Here is a 22,755-nt window from a genome sequence, read left to right as displayed (position 1 = left end):
AGCGCCGTCATGCCCATCGACACGATTGAAGCTACGGCCGACGCGATGCATCGCCCGCAACTGCTCTACTACGGAGACGATTTCACCGGCGCCACCGATGCGCTGGCGACGGCCGCGCGCGCGGGTTTGCGAAGTGTGCTGCTATTCGGGCCGCCGGATGAAGCGCGTCTGGCATCGCTGGGCGCGCTCGACTGTCTGGGCATTGCCGGGGTGTCGCGCTCGCTGGCACCCGCCGCCATGCGCGACGAACTCGGCCCGATTGCGGACCTGGCGCGTCGCCTGAAACCGGCGGTGCTGCACTATAAGACCTGCTCGACCTTCGACAGCGGGCCGGACGTGGGCAGCATCGGCGAAGCGATGCGCGCGCTCGCCCCCGCGATGCCCAGTCAGTGGACGGCCATCGTCGGGGGGCAGCCGAACCTCGGGCGGTACTGTCTGTTCGGCAATCTGTTCGCCGCAGCAGGCGCGGGGGGCGAGGTGTTTCGTCTCGACCGGCATCCGACGATGAGTCGTCATCCCGTGACGCCGATGCACGAAGCCGATTTGCGGCGGCATCTCGCTGCGCAAGGGGTGTCGGACATCGGGCTGATGCCGTGGACCGGCTATGTGCCCTCGGCGGGAGTCACGGAGGCAGACGCCGTGGCGCGGATCGCGCAGGTCACCTCGCGCCTTGAATCGTTGCGTGCGTCGGGTGTCGTCAACGTGCTTTGGGATGTCGCGGCGACATCGGATCTCGCCGAGATCGGCTCCGTGCTTTGGGCACAGGCTCAGCAAGCGCCGTTGCTGGCGGTAGGGCCTAGCAGCGTGACGCAGGCGTTGTCGAGCGCCATGACGCGAGGCGCCACGCCGCAGACGCCGGAAACGGCGGGAGCGGCGCGAACGGAACGTGTCGCCGCCGCAAGCGGACCGGTGCTGGTGCTCGCTGGGAGCTTGTCTCCGGTGACGGCAAGGCAGGTGAGTGCGGCCAGATCGTTCGAAATCGTCCGTCTCGACGCGGCGCGTCTGGTGCAGGGCGATGGACGCTATCTGGCCTCCGTGGCCGACGAACTGACGCAACATCTGCGGGCGGGGCGGCATACGCTGGCGTGTACGGTGCCGTCGGCCGGGCGTGAGGGCGATGGTGCGTCCGTGTCCGCGCTGGCACTGGCGCAGGCGGGCGGACGTCTGCTCCGGAAAGTGCTGCAAGCGGCGCCTGTCTCGCGGGCGGCGATTGCCGGAGGCGACACATCGAGCCACGGGGTGCGCGGACTGGACGCGTGGGGGCTGACCTATGCCGGCACCCTCTCGGCGGGTGCGCCGCTTTGCCGCCTGCGCAGCGACTGCGCCACGCTCGACGGGATGGAGATCCTGCTCAAGGGCGGTCAGATGGGCGATGAAGATCTGTTCGAGCGGCTGGTGCACGGCAACTGACGACGCGCCCTTCCACGCTCGTCAACATGCACTGACACCCATCGATAACCCCATCGTGGCTCAGTTACGGAACGTTCTCGCCGTCTCTTCGGCGGCGAAGCGAAGCTCCGGCTCGAAGGCGAGCAGATCGTCGAGCGTCAGCCTGCCGATGGGCGCCTGCACGGCGATGGCGGCGCACGCGCGATTGCGGTTGAGCAGCACCGGCACGGCAATCGCGATCAATCCCTGCAAGTGTTCCTGATTGTTGATGCCCATCTTGCGACGGCGTGTGTGCTGCAACTCCGTGCGTAACGCGTCGCGATCGGTAAAGGTCTGATCGGAGAAACGGCGCAGCGGCAGCGTGTCGATCAGATGTTCGCGCCGTTCCTTCGGCAAGAAACTCAGTAGCAATTTACCGCTCGCCGAGCAATGCAGCGGGACATGCGATCCCGGTTGCAAATGCATGCGCAGCGGCCACTCCGTCTCCACACGATCCACGTAAATCACATCGTTGCCGGAGAGCATCGTGAGATTGCACGTCTCGCCGATGCTCGCGACGAGTTGTTGCAGCAGGCCGTGACGCGCGGCGGCAGGCCCGGTCTGCATCAGCACGTTCACGGCGAGCGCCCGCACGCGTGGCGAGCATTCGTAGCGCCGGTCGTTGTCGCTTCGGGTGATGAGCCAGGCATCCTTGAGCTGGGTCAGGATGCGATGCACCGTCTGCTTCGGCAGACCGAGTGCGTTCACGAGGTCCATCATCGACAGCGGACTGCCTGCGTCTGCCAGAGTTTCGAGCACGCGAAACGCACGCACTGCGGCTGCGTTCGATTGATTCGATGCCGTCATGTCGCCTCCTGAGGTCTGGCTTCGTCCCCTTGTCTCTTTGATGCCTTGCCCGCTTGGCAATCTCGTCGTTGCGTGCGGTGCTGAGCCTGATTGTGCATCGGTTTCATCGCTTTTGCGGACTTCATCGGTCCCGAATTTCGAGGCACCCTGTACACCCGCCGACGGTGTCCGGGTTGACCGGGAATTTGAGACCGGCGGCGCGACCGCGGTTGACTAGATTGGTCACACGAACCCAATCGAAAAACCACAGGAGGCGTCTCATGAATTCACGGGCTCCCGGCGCGGTCGTTGCGTCACAGAACCCTCGGTCGTTCCCCTCGGACACGCACACTGGCGCACCCGATGTCGATGCCATGGTCGGGCAACTGATCGCGCGGGCCAGACTGGCGCAGCGCGATTTCGCGGCGGGCGGGCAACCCGCGCTCGACACGGCGGCCAGCGCGGCGGCCTGGGCCATCATGGCGCCGTCGCGCAACCGGCAACTGGCGGAACTGGCCGTGCGCGACACCGGGCTCGGCAACGTCGACGACAAGATCCAGAAGAACTTCCGCAAGACACTCGGCCTGCTGCGCGATCTGCACGGACGCAAGACGCACGGTGTCATTGCCGAGGACACCCGCAAGGGCATCGTGGAGATTGCCCGGCCGGTCGGCGTCGTGGCGGCGATTACGCCATCGACCAACCCGGCGGCCACGCCGGCGAACAAGATCGTCAACGCGCTCAAGTGCGGCAATGCGGTGATCGTGGCGCCGTCACCCAAGGGTTACAGCGCATGCGCGTTGCTGCTGCGGTTCATTCACGCCGAGTTCGAGCGGGCGGGTCTGTCGCGGGATCTCGTGCAGATGTTGCCCGAGCCGATCAGCAAGGCGGCGACGGCTTCGCTCATGCGTCAGGCGGATCTGATCGTCGCGACCGGATCGCAGGCGAACGTTCGTATGGCTTACACCAGTGGTACGCCGGCGTTCGGCGTCGGGGCGGGGAATGTGGCGTCGATCGTCACGTCGAGCGCTGATCTGACCGATGCCGCCGACAAGATCGCCCGCTCGAAAACCTTCGACAACGCGACCAGTTGCTCGTCGGAGAACAGTGTGGTGATCGAAGACGGTATCTACGACGCCATGCTCGATGCGCTGCGTCGCGCGGGCGGCGTGCTGCTCGACGCCAGCCAGAAGCGCGCACTGGCGCAGGTCATGTGGGTGGATGGCAAGCTCTCGGGCCAGTGCACGGCGCAGTCCGCGCAACGCATTGCGGAAATCGCCGGGCTTCACGACGTGGCCGCGCAGCGCCCCGCCTTTCTGATGGTCGAAGAGACGGGGACCGGTGCGGATCATCCGTTCTCCGGCGAAAAGCTCTCGCCGGTGCTGACCGTCTATCGCGCGAAGGACTTCGACGACGCGACGTCGCTCGTCGCACGCCTCTACGACTACATGGGTGCGGGGCATTCGGTCGGATTGCACAGTGCGGACCCGGCGCAGGCGGTGCATCTGGGCGAAACGCTCCCGGTCGCGCGCGTGATCGTGAATCAGGCGCATTGCTTTGCCACCGGCGGCAATTTCGACAACGGTCTGCCGTTCTCGCTCTCGATGGGATGCGGCACCTGGGGGAAGAACAACTTCACCGAGAACCTCGGCTTTCGCCAGTATCTCAACGTCACGCGCGTGGCTTACCCCATCGCCGCCGAAGTGCCGGACGCCGACGATCTGCTCGCCGACTACTTCGGGAGATTCGGACGATGAACGCGCCCACGAATCCGGTAGCGACCGCCGCCGTCGTTGCGGCGCGCGAGCCGGTCGCCACGCCTGCTGACACGTTGCGCGAACTGATCGATACACAGGCGTCTGCGTATGGCCAACGACCGTATCTGCTCGCATTGACCGAGGGAGAAGGGGCGGGCGCGGCACTGACGTTCGAAGCCTTGCGCGACGATTGTCGTGCGCTCGCGCGTCGCTTTGCCGACGCCGGGCTGCGCGAAGGCGACATCGTCTCCGTCTGCATGGGCAACGGGCCGCAGACGGCGCGCATCATCCTCGCCGCGATGTACTGCGGTCTGATCGTCAATCCCGTCAATCTGCTGTGTCAGCCGACGCAACTGCAATACATCATCGAGCACTCGGAGACGCGTGTGATCTTCGTCTCCGACGCGATGCTCCCGGCGGTCGTGCAGGCGGTGGAGGCCGCACGAGCGCAGGGCATGACGCGGCCTGTGGCGCTGGTGTGCACGTCGCCGGAGGCGTCCGGCTTGCCGGACATCCCGGCGTTGGATGTGAGCAACGCCGCACCCTCGTTGGCCGGGAGCGACATTGCGTTGCTCATGTACACCTCCGGGACGACCGGCGTGCCGAAGGGCGTGCTGCTTTCGCATCGGAATCTGCTCGCCAATGCGGCTTTCATCAGTGCGGAGCATCGGCTGACGCAGGACGATCGCGTGCTGGCGTCGCTGCCGCTGTATCACATCAACGGTCTCGTGGTGACGCTGCTCACGCCCTTGTTTCACGGGGGTTCCGTGGTGATGGCGCCCCGCTTCTCCGCACGCACCTTCTGGCGCGACGTCATGGCCACACGCTGTACGTGGATCAACGTCGTGCCGACCATCGTGGCGTATTTGCTCGACGGCCTGCACGACGGCGACGTGCCGGAGCGCGCTGCGCTGGCTGGACTGCGATTCTGCCGCAGCGCATCGGCGGCATTGCCTGCCGATCACCATCGTGCGTTCGAGGCGCGGTTCGGCATCGGCATCATCGAGACGATGGGCATGACCGAGACGGCCGCGCCGGTCTTCAGCAACCCGTTCGACGCCAAGGCAAGACGCATCGGCAGCATCGGATTGCCATCGGGTGGGGAAGCGAAAGTCGTCCGGCGCGACGGATCGCAAGCGGAGCCGGGCGAGACCGGAGAGCTGGTGCTACGTGGCGCACAGGTCATGCGCGGGTATTACAAGCGGCCGGAGGAGACCGCCGGCGCGTTCACGGCCGACGGCTGGCTGCGTACCGGCGACCTGGGCTATCGCGACGACGATGGCTACTTCTACATCACCGGACGCGCCAAGGAACTGATCATCAAAGGCGGCGAGAACATCGCCCCGCGCGAGATCGACGAAGCGTTGCTGCGTCACCCCGACGTGCTCGAAGCGGCAGCCGTCGGCGTGCCCGACCCGGCCTACGGGCAAGAGATCGTGGCGTTCGTCGTGCTCAGAGAGGCGGCGCATGCCGACGGCCATACGCCACCCGATGTGCAGGCACTTCGCGAGCACTGTCTGCAAACGCTTGGCCGCTACAAGACCCCCAAGGAGTTTCGTTTCGTAACCGAGTTGCCCCGTGGCCCGTCGGGCAAGGTGCAACGGCTGAAATTGCTGCAACCGTCGTGATTCGTAGTGCAAGGGGGGCGATGTCCCCCGTCATGCAGGACACGATCGCACGCGCATGACGTGTGCGACGTAAATACATAGGAGACAACATGGACAAGCGTACCGGTCGCGTGAAGACGCGCCACATCATTCTTGCGGTCATGTGCCTGATGTATTTCATCTCGTACATCGATCGCGTCAACATTGCGGTTGCGGGCCCCTTCATCCGACAGGAGATGGGGCTCACGACGGTGCAGCTAGGCCTCGTGTTCTCGGCGTTTGCCTATCCGTATGCCGCGATGCAGATCTTCGGCGGATGGCTGGCAGATCGTTACGGGCCGAAGCTGGTGCTGACGGTGCTTTCGCTGATCTGGGGCGCGGCCACGCTTGCCACCGGATTTGCCGGCAGCATCGTGACGCTGGTCGTGCTGCGCTTCGTGCTGGGCATCGGCGAGGGCGGTGCGTTTCCCACCGCCACGCGTGCCTTCACTTACTGGATGCCTGTCGGTGAGCGCGGGTTTGCGCAGGGCATCACTCACAGCTTTGCGCGTCTTGGCGGGGCGATTACGCCGCCGGTGGTGCTCGCCATTGTGGTGGCGTTCGACTGGCGCGAAGCGTTCATCGTGCTGGGTGTGGTGAGCCTCGCGTGGACCGTGCTGTACATGAAGGTTTTCACCAACACGCCGGAGCAGCACCGTCGCGTGACGCCGCAAGAGGCTGCGGAGATCGGCTATCGTTCGGGAGATTGCGAGCGGGCCAAACGGGCGTCGACACCTTGGCGCAAGCTCATCCGCCGCATGTGGCTCGTGACGTTCGTGGACTTCTGCTACGGCTGGCTGCTGTGGGTCTATCTGACGTGGATGCCGTCGTATCTGCGCGAATCGCAGGGCTTCGATCTCAAGCAACTGGCCTTGTTCACGGCGTTGCCGTTGCTCGCCGGCGTGGTGGGCGACACGTTGGGCGGGGTCGTCTCCGACAAGCTTTACAAGATGACAGGCCGGTTGCGTTTCGCGCGGGTGTCGGTGCTGGTCGTCGGCATGGGCGGATCGCTGGCGTTCCTGTTGCCCATGACGATGGTGTCCGATCCGATGGTGGCGGTGCTGCTGCTCTCGTCGTCGTTCTTCTTCCTCGAAATCACCAACCCGGTGCTGTGGACGCTTCCGCTCGACATCGCGGGCAAGTACGCCGGCACGGCGGGTGGCATGATGAACACGGGCTTCGGGCTGGCGGGCATGATCTCGCCCGTGGCGTTCGGCTATCTGATCGAGACGAGCGGCAGCTACAACGTGCCGTTCACGATCTCGGCGGCGCTGCTCGGTGCTGGCGTCATTGCGGCGCTATTCATCGACACCAGCAAGACCGTCGACAAGGATGAAGAGGATGAAGCGGCCGCGCTGTCCGGCGAACGGATCGTAGCGGCTGGTGCGGCTGGTGCGGCTGGCGCGAGTACGATGTGGGTCGCGACCGGACCGCAGCGGCACCCGTTGCGGCGTCCGCTGCGCTGGCGCCGGTGATGGGGCGAGCGCACGGGCGAGTGTGAGGTATGGACAGGGCAGATGGCCGTTGCAAGACGGCCATCTGCCCGTGTTCACCGATCAGGCGGTGCTCTCGCGCTTGCTGCCAAGCAGCGATGCCAGCATGAGCAGCGTGCCGCTCACTGCCATCGACACGACGCCCATTGCCATGCCCTGACCGATCGAGCCCTGTTCGAACTGACGCCAGACGAAGATCGAGACGGTCTGCACGCCGCTCGGCGCCAGCAGCAGCGACGTCACCAGTTCACGCGAGGCGATGGCGAACACGATCATCAGCGATGCGCCGAGCGCGGGCATCACCAACGGCAGCGTGATGCGTCGCAGCGTGACGCCCGCGGGCGCGCCATGCACGCGTGCCGCCGCTTCCAGCGAGGCCGCCATCTGACGCAACGCGGCGCTCGTGTATCGCACCGGATACGGCAGGAGCAGGCAACAGTACGAGAGCAACAGAATGCCCCACGTGTTGTACGGCGTGACCGGCCAGAACGGCAGGTTCCACGCGAGGATCAGGCCGACGCCGACCACGATGCCCGGCAGCGCATGCGGCAGCAGCGAGAGACCGTCGATCAGCACGCGTCCACGCATCGTCGACTTCACGACGCACCACGCACACAGGAACCCGAGTACGCCGGTGACCAGTGACGTGCCCAGTGCCAGCGACAGGCTCGTCGCCAGCGCTTCGAGCCCTTCCGCGCCCTGACCGAGCAACGCCGTGAAGTGCGCCGTCGTCAGGTTGGCGATCGACAGCCCGCCCGAGAGCGTGCCGGAGAAGGCCGTCGCCAGGATCGAGAACAGCGGTGCGGCTGTGGCGAGCAAGGCTACTGCGCCGAAGCCAAGCATGACGGGGACCGTCCAGCGTCCCAACGCACGGGGCGGCGACGCGATGGGCTTGCCCGTCTGCGTCTCGAAGTCCTTGCCCGCCGCGAGTCGATGCTGCAATACGAACGCGAACAGCGCTAGCACGGCGAGCACCACCGACAGGATCGATGCGCCGGGCAGATCGATCGGCCAGTCGGCGAAGCGGCCTTCGATGGACGTGACGAGTACGGAGAACCCGGCACGCGCGCCGAGCGCGGCAGGCGCGCCGAACTCTTCGATCGCCATGGTGAACGCGAGCAGCAGGCTGGCCGCGAACGCCGGTAACGCCAGCGGCAGCGTCACGCGCAGGAACGCACGCCATGCCGAGGCGCCATGCACGCGAGCGACGTCAGCCAGCCGCGAGCCGGTCGTGGCCAGTGCGCGCGAGACGGCGAAGTAGACGACGGGGAAGATGTTGAGCGTCATCACGAAGACGAGGCCAGGTAGCGAGAACAGGAACCGTCCGGCGTCGAGTCCGGTGAGTTGCTGGGCGTAGCCGCCCGTTTGCAACAGCAGCATCCAGCCCAGTGCCGCGAGGTACGGCGGCACCAGAAACGGCAGCAGGAAGCACAGATCCCAGAGCCGTGCGCCCGGTACATGAAACAGACCGCGAACCGCACCGAGCGCACCGCCGACCAGCGCCGTGCCGAGCGCCACCGACAGGCCCAGTCGCAGCGTGTTGGTGACGAGCGGCAACGTGTCGCTATGCGACAGCGTTGGCCAGACAGCGGAGAAGGGCGCGCGCAGCGAGCCCTGTGCGAGGTGCGGGAAGACTGCCTGTAACAGAACGAACGCGACCGGCAACGCCACCACGACGGCGAGCGCTACGACGGTCGCCGTGGGAAGAAGTCGGAGCGATTTCACCGTTAGTGCTGGCCGTTGAGTTTTGCGAAACGTGCCAGCACTTCGGCGCGCGAAGCGCTCGACGATTGCGCGTCGCCTTGCGGCAGCAGACGCAGATCCTTGAACGAGGCGCGTTTGATGGCGATGTCTTCGCGCGCCGGAATCAGCCACGCTTCGGCGACCATCTGCTGGCCTTCTTCGGAGAGCACGTAATCGATGAACTGACGCGCTTCGTTCTGCTGCTTCGACGTGTTCAGAATCATCATCGGACGCGGTGCGATGACCGTGCCGCTCGTCGGGAAGAGCACCTTCACGGCTTCACCGTTGGCCGCTGCCGCGTACGCGACGTAGTCGACCGCGCCGAATACGGCCGCCTTCGCGCCTTGCAGCACCGGGTTGAGCGCTTGCGCGTTCGGACCCGAGACGACCATGCCGTTTTGCTTGAGGTCGTCGAAGAGCTTCCACGCTTCGTTGCCCAGACGCGCTTGCAGCCCCAGCAACAGGTCGGCCGATGCGCCCGAGAGGGCCGGGTCCGGCATCGTCACGAGATTGCGATAAGCGGGCTTGGTGAGGTCGCGCCAGTCGTGCGGTTCCGGCGTGCCCGACTTGGCGTTCCACACGATGCCGAGTGCGGAGAGACCTTGCGCGACGTAGTGCGTTGTTTTGAACGGGGCCGGCACGCGCGAAGCGTTGGCGCTCTGGAACGGGGCGAGCCAGCCGCGCTTTTCCAGATCCTGTGCGGTATCCCACGAGGCCGAGATGAGCACGTCGGCACGCGGGTTGGCCTGTTCGGCTTCGATGCGGGCCATCACCTTGCCGGTCGTGGCCTGAAAGACATCGACTTTGATGCCGGTCTTCTTCTCGAAACCCGAAGCGAGTTTCTTGCTGAGGTTGCCGGGGCCGGCGGTATAGACGGTCAGCGCATGCGCATGTTGCGCGCCGACGCTTGCAGCAAAGGCCATGGTGAGTGTCGCGATAATTTTGCGGTGGAGCATTATGGGCTACCTCGTAATACGTTTGTCAACGCGCCCGTGGGCGAGGATCACGATCTGGTCGGCCAGCGCTTCGGCTTCTTCGCGGTCATGGGTCACGTAGACAGCGGTGGTGCCCAGACGCGAGAGCAGCGCGCCGATATCGGCGCACAAACGCGTGCGCAGATCGCGGTCGAGGTTGGATAGCGGTTCGTCGAACAGCAGCAGACGGGGCGCCGAGACGATGGCGCGCGCGAGGGCGACACGTTGCTGCTGGCCGCCGGAGAGCGCTTGTGGACGACGGTTGCCCAGACCTGCGAGTCCCACGAGCGAGAGCGCGTCTTCGACGCGTTGTGCGCGCTCGGCGCGTTTCACGCCGCGCATCTCCAGCGGGAACGCCACGTTGGCGGCCACGCTCATGTGCGGCCACAGGGCGTAGTCCTGAAAGACCATGCCGAGCGAGCGCAATTCGGGGGCGTGGCACACGCTGGCGCTGGCAACCACCGTATCGTCGAAATGGATTTCGCCCCCGGTGGGGGCGAGCAGGCCGGCGAGCAGCTTGAGCAGGGTGCTCTTGCCGCATCCCGAGGGGCCGAGCAGGGCGGTCGTGGTGCCGGCCGGGACATCGATGTCGATGCCGTCGAGCACGCGCGCCGCACCGAAAGTCTGGTGCAGCGCGCGCAGCGACACGGACACGCCCGCGCGCGACGGCGTCGTGCCGTCTTGCGAAGGGCGGGTGTCGCTCGTCATCAGAACGTGTGCTTGATGCCGGCCATCGTACCGAACTGGTTCTTGCCGGCGACCACGTTGGTGCCGAAACCGTTCAGACCGAGATCGGAGCCGTTGCGGTTCAAGACGTAGCCGAGGTTGAGGTAGACGTCGGTACGCTTCGAGAAGCTGTAGTCGGCGCTGACCTGGAACGACAGCGGATCACGGTTCGTGCCGTAGAAGTCCTGATACATGGCGGTGGCCGAGAGGTCGACGGCGGGCGTGGCGTGCCACGTCGAGCCGATCCAGTAGTAGCTCGACGCTTCCACCGGGCTCTTGTTCAGTGCCGAGAGGTGGATGGCCTTGGCGTTCAGGTAGCGATACCCGACGTACAGATCGACGCTATGCAGCGAGTACCGCACGGCGGCGGCGATACGGCGGTCCATGTTGCCTTCGTACCCGCCGACCTTCGAGGTCATGGCGGCGTTCGGCAGCGTCGATCCGCCGTTCTTCTGGTCGTAGGCGATCACGAACGACAGCGGGCCGTTGGCGTAGCGGATACCGGCATCGACGACCTGCGCGCGACGGTTGTCGCCCGGCGTGGTGCTGGCGGCGCCGAAGCTCACGTCGTCGTAGCCCTTCGAGTACTGGATCATGCCTTCGAAGTCACCGAATTTGCCGGTGTAGCGCAGGCTGTTGTCCAGACGGTCGGAGAACGCCGTGTCTTGCATCTTGATGGCGTAGACGGCGTTGTTGAGCGGGTTGAACTTGGAAACCCAATCGAGGAACACACCGCCCTGACGGCCGATCGAGAAAGCGCCGACGGACTTGTTCGACAGGCCGACGTAGGCGAGACGTCCGAACTCGCGACCGCCCTGAAGCGATTGACCGCTGGCGAGGTTAAAGCCGTTTTCGAGCAGGAAGAACGCTTTATTGCCGCCACCGAGGTCTTCAGTGCCTTTGATACCCCAGCGCGAACCTGCGAGGTTGCCCGAAGTAATGCGCGAGAGGCTGACGGTATTGCCGGCGGCGTTCTTGTCGGCGTTGGTAAGGAATTCGACACCCGAGTCGATCAGCCCGTAGAGCTGAACGTGAGACTGAGCCAGAGCGGGCATGGGCAGGCAGCTGGCGAACGCCAGACAGCCCCCGGCCGCCGCGATGCGGAGGTTGGGTTTCATGACAAGGTCCTCTTTGGGATTAAATTGAGCCGCCAATGTAAGCGGCCAACATGTCGTGAAAATGACAATGCATCGTCATCCCAACGAGGAGGGGGGGGCGCATTGGCCGACCGGGCGTGGCGGCCGTTAAGGGGGATGAGGGAAATGAGGGGAGGGTGCGTTATTTAATTGCACAAACTAACGAGAAACGCTAATTTTCTGCAATTGAATAACGCGACAAGCCTGTGATGCGGTCGGCGCTCACAGCGTCGGGCCGAACGAAGCCGAATGATTAGCCGGCAAGGTGATCGTAAAGCGTGCGCCACCGAGGGGGGAGGTTTCGACGCCCACGCGGCCGCCGTGGAGCAGGGCGATGCGGCGCACGATGGCCAGCCCCAGACCGAAGCCGCCCGTCGCGCGATTGCGGCTGCTGTCCAGACGATGGAACGGCTCGAAGATGCGGGCACGCTCTGGCGCCGGGACACCCTCGCCATCGTCGTCGACGTAAATCACGATCTCACCGTTCTCGCTCGTCTTCGCCCCGCAAACGATGCGTCGCGAGGTATGTCGCATCGCGTTGTTGAGCAGGTTCTGTACCGCCCGCGCCAACAGCTTCGGCTCGACCTCCACCCGATCGGCGCCCGGCTCCGCCGCGATGTCCAGCGCAATGGAGCGCGCCGCCAGCACTTCCGTGCAGTTCGCCGCGAGACTGTCGAACATCAGTCGCAGCGACACCCACTGACGCGTCGGCGGCGCCGTGATCTGGTCCAGACGCGCGAGCGACAACAACTCGGTGACGAGTTCGTCCAACTCGCGAATGTCGCCCTTGAGCGCATTGATCCGGTCATCGGCATCGGCGTCGTGACGCCGCTGCTGCAAGATCTCCAGCCCGAAATCCAGCCGTGCGATCGGTGTGCGCAGTTCATGCGACACCGCATTGATCATGTCCTTCTGCGTCTTGATGGAACGCTCGATGCGATCGGCCATCGTGTTGAATACGCCCACCAGCGCCGTGAGGTTCGAGAAGCTCGACACCTTCGCCCGTGAACTGAAATCGCCTTCGCCAAACCGAATCGCCGCCCGGTTCAGCGACTTCAGATCGGACCAGTACCAGCGCACCCACGTGAGGACCGCGATCAGCATCAGTAACGCCACCACCGCATAGGCCAGGTAGTTGATTTGCTTCATGCTCAGGTCGGTGCCGCTCGCGGAGGTCAATACCCACTGCGAATCGCGCAGGCGCATGGCGTAATGCTCGCCGTCGGTGCCGTTGACGATCGGCAATCCCGCTTCAAGTTCGTGGCGCAGATACTCACGCTCGACAGGAAAGTCCTTGAGCGGCTTGAGCTCCAACGTGTCCTGCGTCTTCGACGCAAATTCGGCGATGAACTGCGGCCATTCGGATTCCGGGATGTCGGCAAGTTTCTCGTTGATGAGCCACGCGTAGCCGCCCAGTTGCGTCTGCGCCGAGCGGTTCATGGTGTCCATGAACAGATGGCCGAACGTGTAGGTGATGATCAGAATCGCGGCGACGACAGAGATGCCGACCAGCGCGTACAACTTCAAAAGCACGCGAAACATGCGTCAACTCTCCCAGGCGGACGGGCTGAACAGATAACCCCGGCCCCAAACGGTCTTGATACGTTGCGGCTCGCCATCGGTGTCTTCGAAGCGCTTGCGCAACCGGTAAATGCCCACGTCCACCGTGCGATCGATGCCGTCGAATTCGATCCCGCGCAGTTGCTGGAGGATTTCATCACGCGTGACGACACGCCCCGCCCCCCGCGCCAGAATCAGCAGCAGGCTGAACTCGTTCGATTTCAATTCGACGCTCGCCCCACGCCAGAACACCATGCGATCGCGCGGAACGATGCGCAACTGCCCGAAGGTGAGCCCGTCGTCGCTCTCGACTTCCACCTCGGCCATCGGCACGGCGCGTCGTAACAAGGCGCGCAAGCGTGCGAGCAGCAGACGCGGTTCCACCGGCTTGACGACGTAATCGTCCGCGCCGACCTCCAGGCCGGCGACCTGATCGTAGGTGTCCTCGCGCGCCGTGAGGATGAGAATCGGCGTGGCGCTGACCGCGCGCAACTGGCGGCAGATCTCCATGCCGTCCATGCCGGGCAACATCAGATCCAGAACCACGATGTCAGGCGAAAACGCGCGAAAACGCTCCAGGGCACGCGAGCCATCGCCCACGACCGCCACTTCGAAGCGGTAGGCGTGCAGATATTCGGTGACGAGTGCGGCCAGACGCGCATCGTCCTCGACCAGCAAGACTCGGTACATGGCCGGTATTCCTTTCCTGTTGTGCGGTGCCGCACGCCATCGGCGGCACTCCGGTGAAGCGCATTTTACTGCCCGAAAGCCCCGCCGGGCGGACGTTTCAAACCTGCGAACAAATGAAAACATTTGTTCACAACTCTCCTAAATCGGATAACAGCCACGCGGCGGCTTCTTTCCTACTATGCGATCACCTTGCGATCCATCCGTCTGCATCCGTCGATCGCAATGCCAACCCCCGCAATCGAAATTCAAACACTTATCGGATCTTGTAGGAGTGCCATGAAAAGCCGCCACAGCAACTCAGCCCGCAACTCAGCGTGCCACCTTCGCACGGCGCAACGCGAGCAACGCCATCGCCATCTGCATCGACTTGCAGCGGCCGGTGCGGCGGGACTGCTGTTCGCCGGCATTGCTTCGCAGGCGTATGCCGTCGAGCCGGCACGCTATAGCGGCATTCAGCAGGATCAGAGCCTGCCGACCAATGCAGCCGACAGCGGCTATGAGTTCACCATCGGCGGCGGCGTCGGGTATTCGCCGCGCTACATGGGCAGCGACGAATACCACGCCACGCCTGCGCTGAATCTCGCGCTGCAAACGCCTTTCGGCGTGTTCGTCGGACTGAGCGGCATCGGCTATCGCCTGTCGCTACCGGCCGGTTTCTTCGTGTCCGCGGCGCTGTCGTACGACGGCGGTCGCAAGGACCACCCCAAGGGGCTCGATGCCGGTTCCGACAAGCTGCGCGGCATGGGCGATATCAAAGGCTCGCTCTTCACCACGCTGCAGGCCGGTTACGCCATCGGCGATCTGGCGGTCGTGAGTGTGGCGACTGACGTTCCACTCACCAACCGCGATCGCGGCAACGTCTATCGCTTCGCGGTGGACAGCGTGGTCTATCAGTCGGCGGCGGATTCGGTCGGCGTCGGTGCGGCCGCGCACTTCGCCAGCGGCAAGTATGCACAGACCTATTTCGGTGTGACGGCCAATCAGAGCCTGAGCTCCGGCTACCGGCAATACGCGCCGGGCGGCGGTCTGTACGGCGTGAGCCTCACCGCCAACTGGACACACAAGTTCACCAAGCACTGGAGTACCACGGTCGCGGGCGGTGTGATGCGCTACACCGGCAACGCGTCGAAGAGTCCCATCGTTTTCAAGAAGACCAACTATCAGGTCGCCGCCACGCTCGACTACACGTTCTGACGTCGCGGTTTCGTTTCCCCTAGTGTTGCGAGGCCCAAGCCATGCGAATTCTCGTCACCGGCAGTACCGGTTTTGTGGGCGGCGCCGTTGTCGCCCAACTCCTCAAGGACGGCTTCGGTCCGTCGTTGTTGCTGCTCGTGCGTGCGCGCACCAGCAGCGATGGTCTTGCCCGCGTGCGCGCCGCCATGGACCGTTTTCGCGTCGCGCCCGTCCACCGGCTCACGCTGACCGAAGCGAATATCGTGTGCGGCGACCTTGCGCAGCCGATGACGTTCGACGACGACCCGCGCATGCGCAGCGTCACGCACGTGATCCACGCCGGTGCGATTGCCAGCTTCTCCGCGCATCCGCAGCTCAACACGGTGAACGTGAGCGGCACGCTGGCGCTCGCGCGTGCGGTGGCCGCGTCACCGGTGCTGGAGCGCTTCGTACACGTCGGCACGGCCATGGCTTGCGGCGATTCGCTCTCGGGGCTGGTGAAGGAATCGCACGAACTGGCGCTTGCCGATCATCAGGTGGTTGCGTACACGGCATCCAAGGCGGAAGCCGAACGGCGCTTGCGCAAGGAGTGGCCGGGCCTGCCGCTGGTGATCGCGCGGCCGTCCATCGTGGTCGGGCACACGCGTCTCGGATGCGAACCGTCGGGCAGCATCTTCTGGATGTTTCGGATGGTGCAGTTGCTCGGCGCCTTTACCTGTGGACTGGACGATCGGCTGGACGTGGTGCCTGTGGACTACTGCGCCGATGCGCTGATCGATCTGGCGTTCCTGCCGCGTCTGCGTCACGACCTGTATCACGTGTCGGCGGGCGAGGGCAGTGCGCGCACCATCCGCGAGATCGAGGCGGCGCTGGCGAAGGCGCGTGGCGTGGCGCCGCTGGGCGAGCGCTTCCGTCATATCGCAGACACCGAGATCGACCGTCTGACGCCCGCACTGGCGCGTCAGCTCGGACACGGCAACAGCCGTCTGATGGCCAAGGCGCTGCGACGCTACGGCGCGTTCGCGGCGCTCGACTACGTGTTCGACAACCGTCGTCTCCTGTCCGAAGGCACGCCGCCACCGCCGTCGGTCACCGATTACCTGGACGTATGCGTGCGCTCATCCGAGTCGACGTCGGTGGCCGAGCAGATGGCGTGGGATTTCAAATGACTTGAAAGCGATTTGAAGCAGGACCGGAGGAGGCCGGTTCGGCGCGCCGGTCCGGTTCGCGGTGCGACGAGTGCCGTGCGGCGTACGATGGGGTCTTCGTCACGTGTCACCGCAAGGCGGCCGGATCGGTGGCATCCCCTGCGAAGCATTGCGCGAGAAAGCGCTCGGTGGGGCGCGATAAGGCATCGGCATGCGGCACGAGCGCCGTCAGCAGGCGCTTCAGGCCATGCGGCGGATCGATGCGCACGGTGGCGAGCGCGGCGTCTTCATGGCGCATCGACATTGCCGAGACGAAACCCACGCCCATCCCTGCGCGCACCGCTTCCTTGATACTTTCCACCCCCGCCAGTTCGAGCGCCACGCGTGGCTCCAGCCCGGAGACCGAGAACGCGCGCGCGACCAGCGCCCGCACGCCGGACCCAGGCTCGCGCATGATGAGCGGATAGGCGGCGATGGCCTGCAACGAGGCTCCCTCGGGCGTTTGCGCGAGCGGATGGTCGGCGCGTGCAATCGCGACGATCTCGTCGTCACGCCACGGACGCACCGCAATCTCCGGTGACAACCCCGGCGGCACCGCGCCTTCGATGAAGGCCACGTCGAGCCGGTCGAGCTGCGCGACGATCTCGCTGGTGTTGCCGTCGATGATGTGCAGCGCCACGGCCGGGTAGCGCTGGTGGAATTCCGCGATGACGTACGGCAACAGGTAGCTCGCGGGCGTGGTGCTGGCGCCGATGTGCAGCGCGCCGGTCTCGAGTCCGCGCAGGCTGTCGCGCAGTGCGATCGCCTGACGGTAGTCCTGACGCAGCTTGTTGGCGTACACCGCGACCTGCTCGCCGACGGCCGTCAGGCGGATACCGCGTCCGTCACGCCGGTAGAGCGGCTCGCCGAAAGACTCCTGCAAGAGCCGCAACTGTCCGGAGACCGCGGGCTGCGACAGGTGCAATGCCTGCGCCGCGTGGCTGATGTTGCCCAGTTCGGCCACCGTCGCGAATGTCAGCAATTGGTCCGGCGTCATATCGTCGAATTTATCGGCTATGGTGATGATTGGCTCTCATCATAGCCATTATTCGGATGATTGGCGCGGGTGACGAAAGGCGCTCAGAGGGGACGTCGTGAGGCGATGAGTTGCTCGACCGCATCCCAGTCCGGCGCATGCGCGCCGGTACGGGTGCAGGCGAGGGCGGCGGCCGCCGCAGCGCGCCGCAAATGGTCGGTCACGGGGGCCTCGGGTGCGCGTGACCGACTGGCGAGCCACCCGCCGATGGCGGCGTCGCCCGCGCCGACGGTATCGGCCACATCCACGGGATAGGCGAGTTGGACGAGGGTCGTGCCGTCGGCCAGCAAGAGTCGCATGCCGCGCTCGCCGTCCGTCAGCAGGATGTCAACCTGCGGCGCGAGGCGACGCACGTCTGCCAGTGCATCGACGTCGGTCCGCGCGGGATACAGGCCGCGCAGATCCTCCACGGACAACTTGAGCCACGTGGCGAGTTTCGCCATGCGTGCGAACGTCGCGAAATAGTCCGGCCCCATCAGATTGCGAAGATTCGGATCGAAGCTAATGGCGACGCCGCGCGCGTGCAATTGCGTCGCGAGGTCGAGCAGCGTGCCCGCCAGCGGTTCGCGCACGAGGCTGATGCAGCCGAAGTGGGCGACATGGGCGGCGTCTTGCCAGCCGTCGGGCAATGCGCCGGGATCAAATGCCAGATCGGCGGCGCCTTCGCCGAGAAAGAAGTACGCGGGGGGATCGTGACGATGCACGACAGCCACGAGCGGTGGCGCATCGACGGCTTGCCAGTAGCGCTCGTCCAGTCCGGCGTCACGGGACAGGGCGAGCAATTCGGTACCGAACGGGGCGTGGGTGCTGATCGCCCCGCCGTAACCCGTTGCTACGCCCATCGCAGCGCTCACGCGTGCGACGTTCCAGCACGCACCGCCCGCGCGACTCACCCATTGGCGATTTTGCTGGCCTTGGCGACCCTCGGCGTCCGGCTGGCGAATCAGATCGGTAAGGGCTTCGCCGAAAACCAGCAGGGCAGGCAGGGACATGACGGAGGCGTCGCGAGACGATCAGGTGAGAACGGCCGTCAGCATACCCGACCCTCGCTGATCGAACCGCGAGAAACCCACAGCGCGAACCCACAGCGAGAACGGTCAGTGACTGCGGATCAGCAAAGCGATGCCCGCAGCCAGTACTACGACATTTACCGCCCTCACGAACTGCTGCCGCGAGAGGCGCAGCGTGATGTGCTTGCCGACCCACATGCCGACCATCATTGCGGGAATGAGCGAGACCGCGGTGACGAGCATCGACACGTCGGCATAGACCCCCGCGAACAGGAACAAGGTGGCGCGCACGAGGGTGCTCAGACCGATGAGCGTCGCCTGCGTCACGCGCATGGCTTCGACGCGCTCCAACCGGCTCGTCAGATAGATCGCGAAGACGAACCCTCCGCTGCCGAACATCGCCCCGAACATGCCGCCGAGCGCGCCGAACGGCACCGCCCACGCCTGCGACAGACGCGATGTCGCGCGTGGCCCGATCAGCGCAAAGACCGCGTAGGCGCAAACGAACCATGCGAGCGCCCGCAGCAGAACGTCGGGGCGCAGGTGCAGCAGCAATGCGCCGCCGATCAGGCTGCCCAGCACGAGCGCGGGCACCAGACGTTTGAGTTCGTCCGTATCCGCTGCGCGCGCGTTGCGCACCACGTTGCCCGACGCCGCGCCGAAGTCGAGCAGCGCGAGCATCGGCACGATCTGCGCCACGGGCATCGCGTAAGCGAGGATCGGGCTGGCGACGAGCGCCGTGCCGAAGCCCGCGACGCCGAAGATCACATACGCGACGACCAGGGCGGCGCTCATCAGCAGCCAGTGGCCCGGCGTCGGAAGGGCGGCCGTCAGCGTAGCGAGGGTGTCGGGCAGGGCGGTGGACAGCGTTGAAAGCATGGCGGCGGAGGGACGTTTCGACGGAGGTCAGGACGAGAAGCTGCGGGCCGCGTAGACCGAGGGCACGCGGGTTTTCCGTCAGCTTAGGGCCGCGTGAGGGTGTCGCGCCAATATAGAATGTGGCGATATTCGATCTCGAAACGGCATGGTCATGGTGTCGCTGCGGCAGTTGCGGTATTTCCTCGAAGTGGTCGACGCGGGTGGGTTCAGCGCGGCGGCGGAGCGTCTTTTCGTCGCGCAATCCGCCTTGAGCCGGCAGATCTCCGAGCTGGAGCGGGAATTGCAGGCGGTGCTGCTCGAACGCTCCTCCAAGGGGGTGACGCTCACCCCCGCCGGTCGCACATTCGTGGGCGAAGCGCGACGCGTGCTTACCGAACTCGAAAGCTCCGTGGCGCTCACCCGCAGCGTGGCGCGCGGCGAGCAGGGTACGGTGCGACTCGCGCATTCCAGCTCGGTGCCGTTTGCCGGGGCGCTGCCGGCGGCCCTATACGCGCATCTGCGCGCGCATCCCGGGGTGAACGTCGATATCTCGACGTTGTCGTCAGAGCAGCAGCAAGACGAGATCGAAGCGGGACGGATCGACGTCGGACTCGTGCGATTGCCGGTACTGCGCCCCGCGCCGACGCTCGTTTGCGAGACGATGGCGCGAGAGCGTCTGCTATTGCTCGTGCCGAAGGGGCATGCGCTGGCGTCGAGAGCGTCGGTGAGTGTGGCGGCGCTCGCTTCGGCGCCGTTCGTCTCGCTGCCGCATCGCGAGCGCGGCGGGCTGAGCTACCGCGTGGCGCAGCTGTGCCAGCAGCATGGATTCTTCCCCACGGCGGCCGTGGCTACCTCGCGCAAGGCGACGCTCGTTCATCTGGTCGCGGCCGGCTTCGGGGTTGCCGTCGTGCCTGAGAGCCTGGCCGCGCTGGCCGGATCGGACGTCTGCCGCGTGGCGCTGGAAGACGCCGATGCCGGCAGCGAAGTCGCCCTGCTGCGCCGCCGCGATGCCGGGGATCTGGTCATCGCCGTGGGCGAGGCCTTGCGCCGTGCGGTGGCGGGGGCTGATCGCGGCAATAGCGACGATGGCGCTTCCTGATGCGGTCCGAGGTCGGCGTATGTCTCGCGCATGTCCCGCCTAGCATGTCCCGCCTATCTTCCGCGTAAGTCCCGCGTAAGCCGTGCGTGAGAGTGTGGCCGCATAACATCAAAAGCGTCGAAAGTGCAGGGAAAACACGGCCTGAGTGGGTGAAAACCACGCGAAGAAACCCTCAAGTCGGCCGTTTTTTCTCCCGTTATACTTTTCGACACAGGGTCAACAGAGACCCGAACGTGTGGCGCAGACGTCTACCCGGCGTTTTACGTTTTTCGGCAGTTCCGGCGACCGTCCCGCCCTCGTCATAACAAGCAGATCAGAGATGCGAGGAGACTGACGATGGGGCTATTCACGCGCTCAAGGGGAGCCGCGCAGACCGTCAACATCATGAGCGAGGTGGCCGCCAACGCGGGCACCCTCGGGGTGGAGTTGTGCGATATCGCCGGTAATGTCGATGAAATCGCCGTCCGGATCAAGCGACAGGCCGAGGTGTTCCAGGAGCTTCGCCGCGCCGCGACCGATACCAGCGAAGGCAATCAGCGCATTGCCAGCGCCGCACGTGAGGCGCGTGATGTCGCCGACCGCGCGAGCGCCGAAATTTCGGCGTCGCGCAGCACGGCAGACGCATCGCTTGCGTCGATCCACGGGCTGGTCGAAGGCGTTTCCGGTATGGCGGACGAGATATCCGGGCTGCGCGAAGCGCTCGATCACGTCGGCAAAGTGGCCGAAGGCATTTCCGTCATCGCCCGGCAGACGAACCTGCTTGCCCTGAACGCGGCCATTGAAGCGGCGCGCGCCGGTGTGGCGGGACGCAGCTTCGCCGTCGTTGCAACGGAGGTAAAGCTACTCGCGAGCAAGACCGCCGAGGCCACGCAGCAGATCGAGCACACGCTCGCTGCGCTTGGCGAGCGCACCGAACGTCTCATGCGCGAGAGCAATGCCAACGTCGCGCGCGCCAACGATGCCCGCGAAGGCACGCGCGCCATCGCCAGCGTGATCGAGACGGCGGGCAGCGCGCTCGATACGTTCGACCGTCAGGCGGGACAGATTGCGCAGGCGAGCGAAGCCATCGAAAACGAATGCAACACGCTCGCGGCGCACGTCGATGAGATGGCCGATGGCGTGACGCATTCGGCCGATCACGTCGAAAGCGCGCGCGAGCGTATCAACGGTCTGCTGTCAGTCTCCGAGCACCTGATTGGCCTGATTGCCGAAGCGGACGTCGAAACCGAAGACACACCGTTCATTCGCGCGGTGCGTCGCGCGGCCCGGCAGGTCGGGGAAAGTTTCGAGGCGGCGCTGGCCAAGGGGAAGATCAGCGAGCAGGAACTGTTCGACCGGCGCTACGAGCCGATTCCCGGATCCAACCCGCAACAGTTGATGGCGCGCTTCACGCGCTTTACCGACGAGACACTGCCCGCGATTCAGGAGCCGCTACTCGGCATGAACGAGCGCATCACCTTCTGTGCGGCCGTCGACGAGAATGGCTATCTGCCCACGCATAACCGCAAGTTTTCGCAGGCGCCGACGAACGATCCGGTATGGAACGCCGCGCATTGCCGTAACCGACGGCTGTTCAACGATCGCACCGGGGCGGCAGCCGGACGCAATACCAAACCGCTGTTGCTGCAAACGTATCGTCGCGACATGGGCGGCGGAGAGTTTGTCGTGATGAAGGATGCGTCTGCGCCGATTTACGTGAACGGGCGGCACTGGGGCGGTTTCCGGATCGCCTATCGCGTGGCGCGCTGACACTTCACACGCGCTGGCGTCATCAACAAAACGCGCCGCCGACATTGCCGTCGGCGGCGCGTTTTTCATTCGATGCCGGATGTACCGGAGGCAGCCGTCGATCAATAGCCGTACCAGCGGCCATGACGCCAGTAGCCACGCCCGTAATAGCCGCCGTACGGACGACCGTAATACACCGGTGGCGGGCCGTAATAGGCCGGCGCAGGCGCCACGTAGACGGGCGGCGGCGGGGCGACGTAGACCGGCGGGGGCGGCGCGACATACACCGGGGCCGGCGCATAGACCGGGGCCGGCGCGATCAGCGGTACACCGATGCCGATCCCGACCGAGACGTGAGCCTGCGCCGTTCCGATCGCACCCGCGGCGAGCGCGACCCCGACGATGGCAAGGGCGGCAAACTTGGTTTTCATGACATTTCTCCTGCGGACTTGGCAGCGTACTGATGACAGCGCCCGAACGGCACCATGCCGCTCGACGCGCCCGGTGCCCGCCGGCACCCTGATTCGTCAGATTCCTTGGCTTTACTTTACTGAAGTTCCGAAACGCGGTCCTGTCGCAATTGTTGCAAAGTATGCGAACGGGAGGGGTATGGGGAACGTTCGGGCGTAGAAAAGCGGCCGCCAAACGTGTGTATCAGGCCCTTATTCTATGCAGAATCAACGCTTTGCGCTGGTTTCGGTTGACATCGCCCCGCCGCGCACCGA

General features: G+C 65.2%; 19 protein-coding genes. 8 read left to right on the top strand and 11 right to left on the bottom strand.

Annotated features, from left to right (window positions below; all coding sequences use genetic code 11):
• Positions 1 to 9 precede the first annotated feature (9 nt).
• Positions 10 to 1,410, top strand: coding sequence for a four-carbon acid sugar kinase family protein (locus tag PCA20602_RS19765; RefSeq protein WP_246182246.1), 1,401 nt, complete (start codon positions 10 to 12; stop codon positions 1,408 to 1,410).
• Positions 1,411 to 1,470: 60 nt separating this feature from the next.
• Here the strand turns inward: PCA20602_RS19765 and PCA20602_RS19760 are convergent, their stop codons facing one another.
• On the bottom strand, positions 1,471 to 2,235 hold the full coding sequence (locus PCA20602_RS19760) for an IclR family transcriptional regulator (protein WP_069342174.1): 765 nt from the start codon (positions 2,233 to 2,235) through the stop codon (positions 1,471 to 1,473).
• Between the two features lie 260 nt (positions 2,236 to 2,495).
• On the opposite strand from PCA20602_RS19760, the gene sauS reads away from it, so the two are divergent.
• The 3 genes from sauS (at position 2,496) to PCA20602_RS19745 (ending at position 7,092) form a co-directional block, all read left to right on the top strand.
• Positions 2,496 to 3,971, top strand: coding sequence for an acylating sulfoacetaldehyde dehydrogenase (gene sauS, locus PCA20602_RS19755; protein WP_150722645.1), 1,476 nt, complete (start codon positions 2,496 to 2,498; stop codon positions 3,969 to 3,971).
• A complete protein-coding gene (locus tag PCA20602_RS19750; protein ID WP_150722644.1) occupies positions 3,968 to 5,599 on the top strand; it encodes an AMP-binding protein in 1,632 nt (543 codons plus the stop codon). The genes sauS and PCA20602_RS19750 overlap by 4 nt, the downstream gene beginning before the upstream one ends.
• Positions 5,600 to 5,688: 89 nt before the next feature.
• On the top strand, positions 5,689 to 7,092 hold the full coding sequence (locus PCA20602_RS19745) for an MFS transporter (protein WP_150722643.1): 1,404 nt from the start codon (positions 5,689 to 5,691) through the stop codon (positions 7,090 to 7,092).
• A gap of 81 nt (positions 7,093 to 7,173) precedes the next feature.
• Here PCA20602_RS19745 and PCA20602_RS19740 read toward each other — a convergent pair whose 3' ends face one another.
• The 6 genes from PCA20602_RS19740 to PCA20602_RS19715 all read right to left on the bottom strand — a co-directional run bounded on the left by PCA20602_RS19740 (position 7,174) and on the right by PCA20602_RS19715 (position 13,939).
• Complete coding sequence (locus tag PCA20602_RS19740) at positions 7,174 to 8,835, bottom strand: ABC transporter permease (RefSeq protein ID WP_150722642.1); 1,662 nt, start codon at positions 8,833 to 8,835, stop codon at positions 7,174 to 7,176.
• A gap of 2 nt (positions 8,836 to 8,837) precedes the next feature.
• Entirely contained in the window at positions 8,838 to 9,776 is a 939-nt protein-coding gene (locus tag PCA20602_RS19735) for an ABC transporter substrate-binding protein (protein ID WP_240493519.1), read from the bottom strand.
• Positions 9,777 to 9,815: 39 nt separating this feature from the next.
• The gene (locus PCA20602_RS19730; protein WP_150722641.1) at positions 9,816 to 10,535 is read right to left on the bottom strand and encodes an ABC transporter ATP-binding protein; all 720 of its coding nucleotides are present in this window, start codon (positions 10,533 to 10,535) and stop codon (positions 9,816 to 9,818) included.
• A complete protein-coding gene (locus PCA20602_RS19725; RefSeq protein WP_150722640.1) occupies positions 10,535 to 11,671 on the bottom strand; it encodes a porin in 1,137 nt (378 codons plus the stop codon). The genes PCA20602_RS19730 and PCA20602_RS19725 overlap by 1 nt, the downstream gene beginning before the upstream one ends.
• A gap of 240 nt (positions 11,672 to 11,911) precedes the next feature.
• Positions 11,912 to 13,231, bottom strand: a complete 1,320-nt coding sequence (locus tag PCA20602_RS19720) for an ATP-binding protein (protein WP_150722639.1) — start codon at positions 13,229 to 13,231, stop codon at positions 11,912 to 11,914.
• Between the two features lie 3 nt (positions 13,232 to 13,234).
• Positions 13,235 to 13,939 (bottom strand): response regulator, encoded by a 705-nt coding sequence (locus PCA20602_RS19715; protein ID WP_150722638.1) that lies wholly within the window; start codon positions 13,937 to 13,939, stop codon positions 13,235 to 13,237.
• 276 nt (positions 13,940 to 14,215) lie between these two features.
• Between PCA20602_RS19715 and PCA20602_RS19710 the strand changes: the two genes are divergently transcribed.
• Positions 14,216 to 15,133 carry a MipA/OmpV family protein gene (locus PCA20602_RS19710; RefSeq protein ID WP_174981350.1) on the top strand — a complete coding sequence of 306 codons (918 nt, stop codon included), beginning with the start codon at positions 14,216 to 14,218 and terminating at the stop codon, positions 15,131 to 15,133.
• Positions 15,134 to 15,174: 41 nt separating this feature from the next.
• Positions 15,175 to 16,281, top strand: a complete 1,107-nt coding sequence (locus PCA20602_RS19705) for an SDR family oxidoreductase (protein WP_150722636.1) — start codon at positions 15,175 to 15,177, stop codon at positions 16,279 to 16,281.
• Between the two features lie 106 nt (positions 16,282 to 16,387).
• Here PCA20602_RS19705 and PCA20602_RS19700 read toward each other — a convergent pair whose 3' ends face one another.
• The 3 genes from PCA20602_RS19700 to PCA20602_RS19690 all read right to left on the bottom strand — a co-directional run bounded on the left by PCA20602_RS19700 (position 16,388) and on the right by PCA20602_RS19690 (position 19,224).
• Positions 16,388 to 17,296 (bottom strand): LysR family transcriptional regulator, encoded by a 909-nt coding sequence (locus tag PCA20602_RS19700; protein WP_069342184.1) that lies wholly within the window; start codon positions 17,294 to 17,296, stop codon positions 16,388 to 16,390.
• 83 nt (positions 17,297 to 17,379) lie between these two features.
• Entirely contained in the window at positions 17,380 to 18,327 is a 948-nt protein-coding gene (locus tag PCA20602_RS19695) for a PfkB family carbohydrate kinase (protein ID WP_150722635.1), read from the bottom strand.
• 105 nt (positions 18,328 to 18,432) lie between these two features.
• Complete coding sequence (locus PCA20602_RS19690; RefSeq protein WP_150722634.1) at positions 18,433 to 19,224, bottom strand: sulfite exporter TauE/SafE family protein; 792 nt, start codon at positions 19,222 to 19,224, stop codon at positions 18,433 to 18,435.
• Between the two features lie 145 nt (positions 19,225 to 19,369).
• Here PCA20602_RS19690 and PCA20602_RS19685 point away from each other — a divergent pair, with 145 nt between their 5' ends.
• Together PCA20602_RS19685 and PCA20602_RS19680 are read left to right on the top strand one after the other, a co-directional pair.
• Positions 19,370 to 20,302 carry a LysR family transcriptional regulator gene (locus PCA20602_RS19685; protein ID WP_246182245.1) on the top strand — a complete coding sequence of 311 codons (933 nt, stop codon included), beginning with the start codon at positions 19,370 to 19,372 and terminating at the stop codon, positions 20,300 to 20,302.
• 336 nt (positions 20,303 to 20,638) lie between these two features.
• Positions 20,639 to 22,051 (top strand): methyl-accepting chemotaxis protein, encoded by a 1,413-nt coding sequence (locus tag PCA20602_RS19680; RefSeq protein ID WP_150722633.1) that lies wholly within the window; start codon positions 20,639 to 20,641, stop codon positions 22,049 to 22,051.
• Between the two features lie 101 nt (positions 22,052 to 22,152).
• On the opposite strand, the gene PCA20602_RS19675 is transcribed toward PCA20602_RS19680, so the two are convergent.
• Entirely contained in the window at positions 22,153 to 22,461 is a 309-nt protein-coding gene (locus tag PCA20602_RS19675) for a hypothetical protein (protein ID WP_246182244.1), read from the bottom strand.
• Positions 22,462 to 22,755: the final 294 nt, after the last annotated feature.

It is taken from the genome of Pandoraea capi (assembly GCF_902459735.1).
GTDB lineage: Bacteria > Pseudomonadota > Gammaproteobacteria > Burkholderiales > Burkholderiaceae > Pandoraea > Pandoraea capi.
This window is presented reverse-complemented; position numbering and strand designations above follow the sequence as displayed.

Coding starts and splice junctions, on each gene's coding strand:
- PCA20602_RS19675 (WP_246182244.1), bottom strand. CDS start 22,461: ATGAAAACCAAGTTTGCCGCCCTTGCCATCGTCGGGGTCGCGCTCGCC.
- PCA20602_RS19750 (WP_150722644.1), top strand. CDS start 3,968: ATGAACGCGCCCACGAATCCGGTAGCGACCGCCGCCGTCGTTGCGGCG.
- PCA20602_RS19685 (WP_246182245.1), top strand. CDS start 19,370: ATGGTCATGGTGTCGCTGCGGCAGTTGCGGTATTTCCTCGAAGTGGTC.
- PCA20602_RS19690 (WP_150722634.1), bottom strand. CDS start 19,224: ATGCTTTCAACGCTGTCCACCGCCCTGCCCGACACCCTCGCTACGCTG.
- PCA20602_RS19695 (WP_150722635.1), bottom strand. CDS start 18,327: ATGTCCCTGCCTGCCCTGCTGGTTTTCGGCGAAGCCCTTACCGATCTG.
- PCA20602_RS19765 (WP_246182246.1), top strand. CDS start 10: ATGCCCATCGACACGATTGAAGCTACGGCCGACGCGATGCATCGCCCG.
- PCA20602_RS19735 (WP_240493519.1), bottom strand. CDS start 9,776: ATGGCCTTTGCTGCAAGCGTCGGCGCGCAACATGCGCATGCGCTGACC.
- PCA20602_RS19760 (WP_069342174.1), bottom strand. CDS start 2,235: ATGACGGCATCGAATCAATCGAACGCAGCCGCAGTGCGTGCGTTTCGC.
- PCA20602_RS19705 (WP_150722636.1), top strand. CDS start 15,175: ATGCGAATTCTCGTCACCGGCAGTACCGGTTTTGTGGGCGGCGCCGTT.
- PCA20602_RS19720 (WP_150722639.1), bottom strand. CDS start 13,231: ATGTTTCGCGTGCTTTTGAAGTTGTACGCGCTGGTCGGCATCTCTGTC.
- PCA20602_RS19715 (WP_150722638.1), bottom strand. CDS start 13,939: ATGTACCGAGTCTTGCTGGTCGAGGACGATGCGCGTCTGGCCGCACTC.
- PCA20602_RS19725 (WP_150722640.1), bottom strand. CDS start 11,671: ATGAAACCCAACCTCCGCATCGCGGCGGCCGGGGGCTGTCTGGCGTTC.
- PCA20602_RS19700 (WP_069342184.1), bottom strand. CDS start 17,296: ATGACGCCGGACCAATTGCTGACATTCGCGACGGTGGCCGAACTGGGC.
- PCA20602_RS19745 (WP_150722643.1), top strand. CDS start 5,689: ATGGACAAGCGTACCGGTCGCGTGAAGACGCGCCACATCATTCTTGCG.
- PCA20602_RS19730 (WP_150722641.1), bottom strand. CDS start 10,535: ATGACGAGCGACACCCGCCCTTCGCAAGACGGCACGACGCCGTCGCGC.
- sauS (WP_150722645.1), top strand. CDS start 2,496: ATGAATTCACGGGCTCCCGGCGCGGTCGTTGCGTCACAGAACCCTCGG.
- PCA20602_RS19680 (WP_150722633.1), top strand. CDS start 20,639: ATGGGGCTATTCACGCGCTCAAGGGGAGCCGCGCAGACCGTCAACATC.
- PCA20602_RS19710 (WP_174981350.1), top strand. CDS start 14,216: ATGAAAAGCCGCCACAGCAACTCAGCCCGCAACTCAGCGTGCCACCTT.